Below are 12,562 nucleotides of genomic sequence, written 5' to 3' on the forward strand. Positions count from 1 at the left end.
GATCAAAGTATCGCAAAGCCGGGTCCTGAAGACAACCACGGCGATGACGCGGCGCAGCAAACACTTTATCGCGGCACATGCGGCCACAGCCGATGCGTGGGGCATCTGCCGCTAGGCCTATGTCCTGTCGGACCAAACGCGCGCCCGCGAATGGTTCTGCCTCTCTTGCGTCGTAAGGTCGCTATGGGCCGAGTTCGTGGACCCTGACGCCCGGCACAACGGCCTGTGCGATCTCGCAAAGATGCTGGTGATGCGTCAGGTAGATCACCTGCCCGACACGCGCCATTTCGCCAAACAGCCTGAAGACCTCCTCGGACCGGACGTGGTCGAAGGTCTCCATGATGTCGTCGGCGATGAAGGGCACGGCGGGCCGCAATTGGGCAAATTCGTAATATCCGGCAAGCCGCAGAGCCAAATAGAGTTGAAAGCGCGCGCCTTTGGACAGGGCATCGGCAACCTTGGACTGGCCGTCTCGCTGCAAGGCGATCAGGACTTCACCGCCTTTGACCGGCTGCGTGGTCAGACCCGAATACTGCCCCCGCGTCATCAGCGCGAAAGCGTCCGACGCCCGCGCCATCATTCCGGAGCGGTGGCGCTCGCGATAGACGCGCAAGGCTTGCGTGGCGGACATGATGCCAAGCTTCAGCTCGATGTAACGGACAGCCTTCTCCTCGATCTCCAGAAGGGTTGTGCGCCGCTCTGCATCCAGGCGGGCAACAGCGCTGTCGCCGCCAATGGCATCCAGCTTGTCGGCGGCGCGCGTCTGACGGATCAACTGCTGACCGATCGCATCGTCGAGTTGCCGGAGACGTTGCTCGCCTTCAAGCCTCTCCACCGCGAGGCTGTCGAAATCAACAGCCTCCAGGACCGAGCGCGCTGTCTCGAAACTCTCGGCCGCCAGTTCGACCGTCACCCTTTCCTCATGCTCGGCGATCGCGGCAAGCAGGCTGTCGCGCTCGCGCAGCAATTCGTCACGCTCGACCACCTCGGTCAGCGTAGCGACGCCGAAGGCGAGCAGCACTTCGTTCTTGCTACGATCGTGGCTGGAAATCTCGCTGTCGAGGATGTCGCGCGCACTCGCGAGGCGTTCGAGGTCATCGACAAGACCCGCCTTCATCTCACGCGTGCGCTCGGCGCGCTCCAGCCGCTCGGCAAGCCTGGTTGCCATCTGCTCGAGATCATCATCCTTCGGCGACTCGCCGGCCTCCTCGGCGAGGGCTATGACCTCGGCCAGGAAATTCGCCCTGTCGACCTCCATCTTGTCGATACGCAGTCGCAAGGCGTCCCGCTCCTGCAGGCTTTTGGACAGTGCGGCCAGTTGATCGAGCACGGTGCCGACCGCCGACGCCGAGAGCCCGTTCTCGAGCCAGGTGCCCTTGAGCGCTTCGCCAATGCCTGCCAGCCATTCCTCCTCGCGGCGCTCAGCCGCGCCCATGGCAAGCCGGCGAGCGGCGAGATCTTCTTGCCGCGAGCTCACAGTCCTGAGCGCCTCGGCGTGCTCGGCGTCGATCTTGCGCTGCCGGTCGAGAAAAAGCTCCGCGATTGCGATCGTCGCCTCGAGACTGTGGCTCGGCGCGGACGAGATGCCGACGCTCGACATCGCCGCGCTTAATTCCAGGCGCATGGCTTCGCCCGCTTCGCTGGCCCGCTGGGCCTTGCGGCGGGCAAGCTCGATCTGCTCCCAGGCGGCGAGTGCCTCGGCGCGTGCTGCGACGACCTCCTCCACCTTCTCGATCAGTCGTGCAGGCGATTGTTCAGCGTCGCCGGCGGCGAACTCCGTGATGGCCGCGCGGATTTCCACCGATTGGCTTTCCACATCTCTCTCGAGCTGTGCGCGGTGCTCGCGTACACGTGACAGGTTGGCCGCGGCTTCGGCCAGGGCGCGCGTGCTGGCCCGCATTTCGGCAAGATCAGATGCGCTGGCCAGCCGGACAGTCGCGGCAGCGTCATCGCGCGCCAGGGCTTGCGCGAAATCGTCGGCGGTTTGGCCCGTCAGCGCCGCGCGATGCGCGGCCCACGCCTCATCGCGGGTACGCCGGATAGTCGCCGCGGCTTCGTCGCTGACAACGTCCGCCGAAGCGCGAAGAGCGGCCAATCGCGCCGTAACCAACGCTTGATTGCCTTCGAACTCTGCGAGGCGCTCGGCAAGAACGGCGCGGGTCTTTGTCAATTCCGTCGCCGCGGTTTTCCAAGCTGTGATTTGACCGGCGCCCGGGACCGTGACGCCTGCAAGCGCCTCAGCATCCCCGGACCAGGGCTTCAGCCGCGCAAGCATCGCAGCCCATCGGGTTGTTTCCTTGTCCTCCGCCTCGCGTGCCGCCTTGATGTCCCCCGTATGTCCGCTTTCGCGTGCCTTCGCGACCGCCGCGCCGAGCCGCGCTCGGGCGGACTCAGGGACGGCCCTTTCTTCGCCGACGCGCTCCCTTGCAGTCTGCAAGGCATCGGCCGCCGCTGCCGCTTCGTCCCGGGCGACGCGAACACTAGTGGCGATCCCCGATCGCTGCTCGACCATGGCGCGTAGGACGCCCACAGTTGTGGCGGGCAAAAGCAACACCGAAGGGTCCGGCTCGGAAGTCCGGCCCAGCGCCGCGAGACAGCTCGCCACGGTGTTGTCGAGGACCTGCAACTCCATCCTGCGATTGGGCAAGTCGAAACCGGCCGAGGCAAAGCGGACCTTGCTTCCCCCTAGCTTGCGAATGCGCTCGGAGACAGCAAGGATTTTGCTGTCGATGTCGACGGAGGCAGTCTTTGCCGTTAGGCGCTCGATCTCCGCGATGTTCGCGGCCAGCCGCGTCTTGAGGCTGGCGTCGTCATGAATGAGTTCGGTGACGCTGCCTATCCATGTGCGGGATGGCGCGGCCATGTCGGGCAGTTCGGCAATCCGGGCTTGCTTGCGCGCGATATCCAAAACCATGGGCCGGGCGCGAATGTAGCGGGCGATCGCGTCGAGCCTGGCCGTCAGCACTGCCCGGTCGCTGATGGTGCGATCGTATTGTCGTGTCGCATCGAGCCGCTCTGCCTCAAGCGTCTCATAGGTCGAAGCGAGCGTGTCTATCCCATCGCGGCGCGACTTTAGGTCTGCGAGACGCTTCTTCAGCAATGCCAGTTCCGTCCCATGCGCCTGCTTGCGGTAGAGCGCATCGGCCTCGGCCTCGAGCGCGTTCAATGTGTCGCTTGCATGCCCGAGACCGGCGCTGGCGGTGAAAAGGAGTTTGCCAAGGTCGCCGCGCGACTCCAATATCGATTTGCCGCCTGCCTCAAGGGTTTCGTCGTCCAATGAGAACATGGTGGTGTAGGCGTCGCGCGACAGGCCGGCCAGATGCGCCGATATCGCTACATCGCTCACCGGCTGGCCGATGGCGTTGAGCAGTGAATTGCTACGCTGTTTCGTGCGTGTGAATGTGTGCTCCGTGGCGTCGAGCTCAAGCACCCCACCGATGCGCATGGCGCTGTACTCGTGCAGGAAGTTGTAGCGGCTGCGCTCTTCTATGCCGAACAAGAGATCTAGGTGGCCGGAAAGAGCCGTCGACTTGCCGGCTTCGTTCAGGCCGAACACGATATGCAGATCAACGCCGGTTTCCGGGCTGACGCCAAAGTCGATCGACTTGTCGGTGAACTTTCCGTAGCGGATGAGATCAAGGCGCCTCACCCTCATGGCGATCCGCCGGCCTTGAGCCGAGCCGTCACCAGATCGGTGCCGCTGGCGAGCACCCGGTCGAGGAAGCGCTCCAGGCCCGCGTCGTCCTTTCCGGCAAAGTCGCGGCCTTCGGCAGGAAGGTCAGCGACGATCTTCTGGATGAAAGCCTTCGCTGCGGCGCGGAAGGCTTCCGAATTGGCGTCGTCGCGCATTGACGCGGCCAGTTCGAAAACCGGATCGGCCGTGCCGTCGGCCGCTTTGGCCAGAGGCGGCGCGAGGTCGAGCTCAAGCTTCTCCACCCACGTGTCCCCTACCTGCTCTGCTGCCTGCTCGGCCTCGGCAAGCAGCAGATCCTTGTCGCGGATCATCGCCCAGGACAGAGGGGATGAACCGGTCAGGCCTAGGCGCAGCACGGCGTGACGGGAGGGGACGGAGGAGCGCAGAGTTTCGAGCGACGAACGAACCCGCGCGACGACCTCGGACCATTCTATTGTGCCGGTCACATCAACGCTCAACCGCTCGAACTGCGCGACGCTGGTCAGCCGTTCCTCGATCTCGATTGAGCGATCGTCGCGTATCGTCACCAGGGTGACTGATTTTTCGCCAGCCTCGTTGATGTCCCTGCCCTGCGGCATGCCAGGCATCACCACCGTGCTGGCGCCGGGATGGACCTGGCGCACATGGATGTGGCCAAGCGCCCAATAGTCGTATCCATGGCCGTGCAGGTCAACGACGCTGCAGGGAGCGTAGACGTCGTGGCCGGGCGATCCGGCGAGGCTGGTGTGCATGATGCCGATGTTGATCGCGCCTTCCTGAGCGGCTGGATATTTGGGCAGCAGGCTTTCCGGCGCCTTCGGGTTGGCGAAGCTCAAACCATGAAACAGGACGTCGAGCCCGCCGGCTGTTTGTGGAACGGACTGCGAGCGACCGGTGAAGATGGTGACCGTGTCTGGAAACACGAGCTGCTTTGAGACCCGCGACAGGGCATCGTGATTACCGCGGATTTTCAGGACCCTGATGCCGGCCTGATGAAGACGTGCCATCTGTGTCGCAAGGAACCTGGCTGTTTTCATCGACGTCTGGTCGCCATCGTAAAGATCGCCGGCAATCACCAGCGCATCGACGCGCTCTGCAAGGCAGATATCGATGACAGAGATGAAGGCCTGGCGGCTGGCGTCGCCGACGAGCTCGGCAAGCTCAGCGTTGCGCAGCGCCAGCGAACGCAGCGGCGAGTCAAGGTGAATGTCGGCAGTGTGTAGGAATCGAAATGCCACTCAGGCCCTCCGGCCGCTAATGAATTCACCGCGTTGCCGGGCGCCGATCACGTGTCAGGTCGAGGCAATCCGCGACTCTGCTGAGGGCGGCATCACTGCCGCATTGATGGCAGCGGACTCTCTCACGATTTCATCGATCGTCACATTGCTGATCATCGCCCATAATTCAAGCGGCTTGTAGAACCGTTTAAGGTTGCACTTGCCGCAACGGATGCCGCACGCAAGGTTCAGCGCGCGCCTCGCGGCCACTTCTCGGGTTGTTTCCGGAATACGACCAATGAGGAACATAGTCCTCAAATCCCCTCGCGAAATCGAGCTTGCGGCTGCCTACGCGACAGCCTAGAGGCTCAGCGGGGAGGAATGCGTCGGTTGCTTGACGCACTTGCCCGTGTTCGCATGGAGGTTCGGGACTCCAAGCCGCTTAGAGTAGCGGTGCACTTCTGGGTGTGAATCCCGGGTCAGCTCAAGAGGTATCCGCGCCGCAACTCGGAGCAAGGTTCTCCGCTATTGAATTGACGAGGCGTGCAAAGGACGCCCCAACGGGCGTCCTTTGATGACCTTAGTACCCACCTTTACCGGCGGATTTCACCACCACTTTGGTCACTGCAATATGGATAATGCCTGAGACGACTAGTGTCGGCAACGTCGCCGTCATGTAGTCGTAGGGCTGGTGGCTGACGTAGGTCAGCGGGTTCAAAAGGTACAGATAAGTCCCGCAACCGCCGACCATGGCTAACATTGCGGCCGGATTGAAGCCGCCCCAGAAACGGTAGGCGGAACCCGTTCCGCCGATGAACATTGCCCGGACATCGATCCGGCGACGGCGAAGGAAGTAATAGTCAGCGATCTGGATGCCGCAAAGCGGGGCAAACGCCATGCCGATGAATGCCAGGAAGGAGCCGAAATTGGAGAAGAACAGTTCGGGAATGAGCAGTCCTACAAGCACGACCGGCCCGATCGTCATCAGCAGCAGAACAGGCCACGAAACACGATCCAGGCTCGGAAAATGTCGCAGGCCGATTGCGGAGGCATAGACGCCTGCGACCGCTGTGCCCAGGTTCGCAGCCGCAACGAAGATCAACGCGATGATGCCGTAGGTCGGTCCGCCGACCGTGCGCAGCCAAGCGGCCGGATCGGATACCTGTAGCACCAAGATACCCGCAATACCGATTGAGGAAAGCAGAGGAACGGGGGCGCCCATACCAAGCATCACAGGAACTGCGGTCGTCCGCCCCCTCGGCGCCATTCTGACCATCGCACCGATATACGGCCACCACGAAAGGAGTGAGACGATGCCGATCTCGACGCCTGTAGTATAATTCCAGATTGGATCGGGGGAAGCGGAAGCTGGAACGGCGGCTTTGATATCTCCCCATCGCTGGCTCAGCAGGATATAGAGCATCCAGAGGCCTACCAAGACATGCGCCACCAAGATCTTGGCAATGCGGTCGACCCCACCTGAGCCCTTGAGCAGGAAGATGAACACGAGGGAGCAGGCTAGGAAAATCGTGATCGGCACTATCCAGGCGCTATCGCCATCTGGCATGACTCCGGTTGCTACGAGAAGCTGCGTCGTCGATTTGGCGAAGAAGATCAGCAGCAGCGAATTCCATCCGACGATCGATATTTGCTGGAGAGCCGCTGGGATGATCCAGCCGACCGAACCGAATTGGGGCTTGGTCGATGCAATGGAGTCCACTCCGAACCGGATGCAGATGGGGATCGCAGCTAACGCTACGATCAGCATTCCTATCATAGATCCGGCGAAGAGAGCAGCGATACCTCGGGTAAAGCCGAGATAATAGCCCGCATACTCGCCGATGATGTAGCACCAAGTTGCGGCGGCGGCGGTAGCAAGGGATATGCCGAGCTGCCACGGTCCCCACGTGCGCTCATGCCTCAATAGTGGCCAGGCACTTTTGTCGGCTTCGATTTCAATTGGATTCGGCGCAACAGAACTGTTGGTCATGCCACCCACCCCAAGACGAGGACGGCTATGGGCAGCACAAGGCCCAGAACGAGTAGCCAGAACCAACTACTTGCATCGAAGTCCTCACCCTCCTCGCCGGGTGTCTCCAGAACTCGAATGCGTCTCTCCAACTCCGCTGGAATATTTACACTGATCATCTTTTCCTCCCGTTAGGCATGTTGCTTGGCCCAATACTGGATGCCGCATACTCGGTCGCCGATAGTAGAGGTAGCTTCGAAAGCCTCCTCCCCCGCAATGGAATTATCGGTGAGGGTGGTTCGCGGTTCGATCACTACCCCCTTCTTCGCGCTGATGTGCCAACGGTGCGAGGCTTGATCTCGCGCAGCGCTGGTGATTAATTTTTTCGTCACTTTGGCATATTTTTTTAATCACGCAAGGGTATTCTGACGTCATTTCACAAGGTCGCCTCAATCGTTAAGGAGCGCTCGTTCGGCGTGGCCAAAGACAGTCTGGCCGGGAACAGTGGAGAGCTCACACCCGACACGTTAGCAACGGCGAAGTCCCTGCAGCGAACGCCTGAATTCTCGATGCCGCTGTGACTATCGCGGCCGTTCGCGGCGCGAGTACCTTGCCGCGTCGCGCCCAGCGGCGTGTTTCCCATATTGTCGGCGATACATGCCTCGCCCGCTCCAACACGGCATTCAGGCTGCAAATCGGTTGTCCAGCACTGGCGCAGGTGCCCGAGTTTGGCTCGGCAGAGTCTGGAAATAGTCCTTGAAGCTTTTCGAGAAATGAGACGAGGAGATGTATCCGCAGGCGATTGCTACATCGATCACTGGCATGTTGGTATTTTCGAGTAGTTGTCTTGCTTTGCGCAAGCGAACCGACATGTAGTATTTATGAGGTGTGGTGCTCAGGTGCTTCTCAAAAAGGCGCTCGAGTTGACGACGCGACAGCGATACCCGCTGGGCGAGCTCATCGAGGGAAAGCGGGGCCTCTGTATTTTTCTCCATCAGTTTCACCACTTGCAGCATCTTGGCGCCAGCTCCCGTGTTTTTCAGACCGAACGGTATCGATTGCCAACGTTCGCCGCTTCTCCATCCCTCTGCGATCAACTGCTGGCAAATGCGTTGGGCAAGATCACTCCCGCAGCACTCCTTGACGATCTCGGCTGCAAGATCAAACGCCGCAAACCCGCCGGCGCATGTGACGATGTTTCCCTCCTGCGAGAACAGGACATCTTCCACGATCAAATCTTGAAATGTTTCCGACAGAGCCGCCAGCTTCGTCCAGTGAATGGTGCACCGAGCTCCGCTACGCAATACACCCGCTTCCGCGAGCAGCCAGGTCGCCGTGCCCACCGCGTAGATCGGAATATTGGAACGGACTTGCCTACGAAGAAAGGCGCGAAGTTGTGGCGACAGCGCATCCTCAATCTGATCGCCTCCGACCAGCACCAGCGCAGTGGCTTCGTCTTCACAGAGGCAATCTGCCAGGCTGGCTGCTACGTCGAACAGCATCCCGCTCGAGCTCGCGACTGGCGCCGCCTGAAGCCCGACGGTTTGCCATTCGAAGAGCCGGCGGCCGAACAGCGCGTTAGCGCAACAGAGTGGGTCAATAAACGCGGACAGGCTGAATTGCGAGAAACCGGGCAGCAGGACCACATGGAGCTTAAAGGTACCCTCGGCTGTTGCGTGGAATTCAAATTTGCGCTCAAGCGGACAACGCAGCTGCCGCCTTGCATGCCATTCGATGAGATTCATCGCCTACGTCCGTCGTTTGGTCCAACTGCGCGCGAGGCTTACCCGTCAATCCTTTGCCGGAACAAGCTCTTACGCTCGTTCGCCCGGAGAACCCATTACAGCCGGATGCGCGCGTTATCGGGATCATAGAAGGGTCGCGCTTGACAGATCGCCTTATGGCGAACGCCTGCGAGCTCGACCTCAAAACTTCCTTGGCTAAGCCAAGACTTCCAGTCGGAGTCGGGAAGTGTCACATAACCCTGGGCCACTGAGCTGCCAAGCGTATACCCAAAGGCGGCAGAGGTCGTCCTGCCCACGATCCGGCCATCGCGCAGGATCGGTTCGTCATGAAGAAGGATAGGTTCCGAACTCTCCATACGCAAGAACACGATGCGACGCTTCAATCCCTCGGCCTGTTGTTTTTCGAGCGCGGCACGGCCTATGAAATGGTCGGCCTTCCTGAACGAAACCGCAAAGGACAGGCCGGCCTCCAAAGGGGTATCCCCAGGTGTTACGTCATGACCGAAGTGACGGTAGCCCTTCTCTGAACGCAGGGAATCCAGCGCGTGATAACCCGCGAGCCGCATGCCAAGCGGCTCTCCTTCCTTGACCAACAGGTCGAAGGCGGGGCCGGCAAACTCGGTTGGCAGGTAAAGCTCCCAACCGAGTTCGCCGACATAGGTCACCCTTAGCGCATGCGCCTTTGCGTAACCGATCTCAATTTCTTGCGCGGTGCCGAACGGAAAGGCGTCATTGGAGAAATCGGCAGTTGAAACCGCCTCGAGGTGTCTTCGCGCCCGTGGGCCCATGACGGACAGGACCGCAAAACCCGAGGTGACGTCGGTGACCGTCACGCGGGCCCCCACCCGCAAATTACGCCTTACCCAGCTTAGATCCTGGGCCTGGGCCGCAGCGGCTGTCACCATCATGTAACGGTCCTCGGACAGCCGGGTGAAGGTGACGTCGGCGACGATACCGCCCCTGGAATTCAGCATCTGGGTGTAAACGACCTTGTTTGTGGCGACTGCCATGTCGTTGGCGCAAATCCGCTGCAGTTCGGCCTCTGCGTCTGGTCCCTCAATGAAGGTCTTGCCGAAAGAGGACAAATCAAAGAGTGCCACTGCCTCTCGTGCAGCGCAGTGTTCTTCACCGACCACGTCAAACCAATTTTGTCTGCCATATGAGTAGACATATTCGGGGCGACTTCCCTCCGGCGCGAACCAGTTTGCCCTCTCCCAACCTGCTGCCGTTCCAAAGACCGCGTTGCGAGCCTTGAGGCGGGCAAACAGAGGCGTTTCGCGGACTGGCCGAGCGGTTTCGAATTGGCGGTGGGGCCAATGCATCGCATAGAGCAGGCCCAGGCTCTCGGAGATGCGCTCGTGCAGATATTTGCGATTGCCCTGGAATTTGTGGAAGCGCGCGATATCGACCTCGGACAGGTCCATGGTGGGCTCGCCGTTGACGATCCACTCTGAGAGCGCTTTGCCGACACCGGCCGCGCTGAGAATGCCTTGAGAATTGAAGCCCGCCGCGACGTAGAATCCCTTCACTTCCGGCGCTTCGCCCAGAATGAACTTGTTGTCGGGAGTGAAGCTCTCTGGCCCGTTCATGAAATGGCGAATGCCGAGCGACTGCAACAGCGGCACCACTTGAATAGCCTTCGACATTGGCAGTTCGAACTGCGCCCAGTCCTCGGGCAGTTCGCCGAATTCGAACCTGTTCGGCAACTTCTCCATCGGCAGCGGTTTCGCATGCGGTTCGAATGCGCCCACCAGCAATTTGCCAGCGTCCTCCTTGATGTAGAGGTAGCCATCAGTATCGCGCAGGACGGGCAGATCCTTTGGGATCGCCGGGTCGGCTTCGGTGGTCACGTACATATGCTCGGCCGCATAAAGAGGCACATTGACGCCGGCCAGTCTGCCAAGGTCTCGCGACCAGGCGCCCGCGCATAAGACAGCCACCTCGCAATTCACAGTGCCATGATCGGTAACGACACCCTTGATCTTGCCCTGTTCGATCTCAAAGCCGGTTACGGACACATTCTCAAAGATATTGGCTCCGCCAGCGCGGGCACCTTTGGCCAGCGCCTGTGTCGAGTCGACAGGGTTGGTCTGTCCGTCGCCAGGGATGAAGGCACCGCCGACAATATGTGTATCATCAAGCAGCGGGTAATGTTCCTTCACCTCCCGAGCAGACAACATGTGCGCTTCAACGCCGAAGCTTTTGCCCAGCGATACCAGCCGCGATATCTCCACGAGACGATCGGCGTTGCGCGCGATCGGCAAGCTGCCGGTGCGACGAAAGCCAGTGTCCTGTCCGGTTTCGCTTTTCAACTCGTCGAACAGGCGTGTCCCATAGCGGCAGAGCTCGGTCATCGTATGCGTCGTACGAAGTTGCATCACCAATCCGGCCGCATGCCAGGTCGTACCGCAGGTGAGTTGTCCCCGCTCCAAAAGCACGACATCGCGCCATCCCAGCTTTGTCAGGTGATAGGCAATGCTGACACCAATGATGCCGCCCCCAACGATAACGACCTGAGCGTGTTTGGGTAGAGCCATTTCAATCACCTCGGAAATGCAGCGTCCGCTCCCGGACAAGGGGTGGCTATGCTAAGGTGACACTATCCTCATTTTGAAAAACTCGTCAATAAAAATATAGAGTTTTTACGGCCCTTGCCCACGGCTGGGATTCTCAAAGGCCTGCTGAATCGTTCAGCAAATCGCATCTTACCCGAGCAATCGATCAAGTAATTCATCGCTCACGACAGTCTTCTGAAACTGACGGCGAGTACGGCCGAGATCGTGCACGCCACCAAGCCCGTCATGACAGCGGGTCCGTATCCGCCAAAGGTATCATACAAGACGCCGCTCCCCCAAGGGCCGGCGAGGCCCGCCAAGCCGTAGGATATCATGAGTCGACCGTAGATTTCTCCAATTCTTTCAGAACCATAGAGCTCACCAATGAGTGTCGGCATGAGCGAGGCAGAGGAGCCGAAAGTCGCGCCGATGCAGGCAGCGCCCACAAGCGCTGAAGCAGGCGTTGCCAGGCTCAGAAAGATGAGCCCGAGCGCGGTAACGGCACTTGCCAGAAGAAGCGCGCGCCAACTACCGAGGCTGCGAGCGGCGTATCCTCCGAATAGCGATCCAACTAAGTAACCCAAGGTGAGAATCGAAAGGCTATAGCCGACAAGGGCATCGAGGGCATGAGAGGAAACTATGCCTGCCAGCTGCGAGATCGTCATTAACCCTACAAAGCAAATGCAGAAAAAAATAATCGCAAGCCTGATGAAATTGCAACCTGACATGGCGACGCCGCTAGCAGGCGGAGCGTCGCGCTTTTCAGCATGCCCTTCTTCCTTTTGCCTCTCGCCAAGAAGCGCGGTGGCGCATGCGCCGATCGCGAATATCGCCAGAGCCACGTAGGCGAAGACGTGGGCAACGCTGTGAGATGTCGTGAACTTAGCCAGGGCAAGCGGCATCGCGATGCCGCTTGAGGCGAAGGCCGCTACGGTGATGCCGATTGTCGCTGGACGATTCTGCGCAGAAGCAGCCGACGCAAGCGCGAGGGCGAGCCCGTAGCCCAGACCGGATCCCAAGCCAAAGAGAGCGCCATAACCGACAAGCAAGGACCAATAGCCAGGCAGCGCCGCAAACAGCAGGAAACCGCCGCCTGTCAGTGCAAAGGCGAAAACCGAGTGTTTGACGCGGCCCAAAAATCGAAGCAGGCGATCGTGCAAGACCATTCCCATGGTAAAGCCGATCAGTGCAACGGTGGGCACTATGCTTAGCTCGGCCCGCGAGACCGCAAGATATGTCTCGAGCGGCAGCATGAAGACGCCCCAGGCATAGATCGTGCCCATGGCAATGTTGACGAGGATCGCCGCAAGAAGCCTTTGCGCCGCACAGTCCCGCGGCGTGACAACGCTCAATTGGTCGGCCATGTGGCCCCTCCATGTGAGTCATTTCGAATGCGACGTTTC

The 12,562-nt window shown here is 60.3% G+C and carries 7 protein-coding genes; all 7 read right to left on the reverse strand.

Annotation, left to right across the window (positions count from 1 at the left end):
• Positions 1 to 181: 181 nt before the first annotated feature.
• Positions 182 to 3,655 (reverse strand): ATP-binding protein, encoded by a 3,474-nt coding sequence (locus QFZ88_RS26455; RefSeq protein ID WP_179654397.1) that lies wholly within the window; start codon positions 3,653 to 3,655, stop codon positions 182 to 184.
• The gene (locus QFZ88_RS26460; RefSeq protein ID WP_179654396.1) at positions 3,652 to 4,911 is read right to left on the reverse strand and encodes a metallophosphoesterase family protein; all 1,260 of its coding nucleotides are present in this window, start codon (positions 4,909 to 4,911) and stop codon (positions 3,652 to 3,654) included. Before QFZ88_RS26460 ends, QFZ88_RS26455 begins: the two co-directional genes overlap by 4 nt.
• A 54-nt stretch (positions 4,912 to 4,965) precedes the next feature.
• Positions 4,966 to 5,199 (reverse strand): hypothetical protein, encoded by a 234-nt coding sequence (locus QFZ88_RS26465; protein WP_139116449.1) that lies wholly within the window; start codon positions 5,197 to 5,199, stop codon positions 4,966 to 4,968.
• A 271-nt stretch (positions 5,200 to 5,470) separates the two neighbouring features.
• Positions 5,471 to 6,880: a purine-cytosine permease family protein gene (locus tag QFZ88_RS26470; RefSeq protein WP_065997039.1), complete on the reverse strand. Its 1,410-nt coding sequence runs from the start codon at positions 6,878 to 6,880 to the stop codon at positions 5,471 to 5,473.
• A 662-nt stretch (positions 6,881 to 7,542) separates the two neighbouring features.
• Positions 7,543 to 8,604, reverse strand: a complete 1,062-nt coding sequence (locus tag QFZ88_RS26475; protein WP_065997038.1) for a GlxA family transcriptional regulator — start codon at positions 8,602 to 8,604, stop codon at positions 7,543 to 7,545.
• 95 nt (positions 8,605 to 8,699) lie between these two features.
• A complete protein-coding gene (locus QFZ88_RS26480; protein WP_179654395.1) occupies positions 8,700 to 11,141 on the reverse strand; it encodes a GcvT family protein in 2,442 nt (813 codons plus the stop codon).
• A gap of 200 nt (positions 11,142 to 11,341) precedes the next feature.
• Positions 11,342 to 12,523, reverse strand: a complete 1,182-nt coding sequence (locus QFZ88_RS26485; protein WP_179654393.1) for an MFS transporter — start codon at positions 12,521 to 12,523, stop codon at positions 11,342 to 11,344.
• Positions 12,524 to 12,562 lie beyond the last annotated feature (39 nt).

Origin of the sequence: Mesorhizobium sp. YL-MeA3-2017, assembly GCF_030814575.1 — a bacterium.
GTDB lineage: Bacteria > Pseudomonadota > Alphaproteobacteria > Rhizobiales > Rhizobiaceae > Mesorhizobium > Mesorhizobium terrae.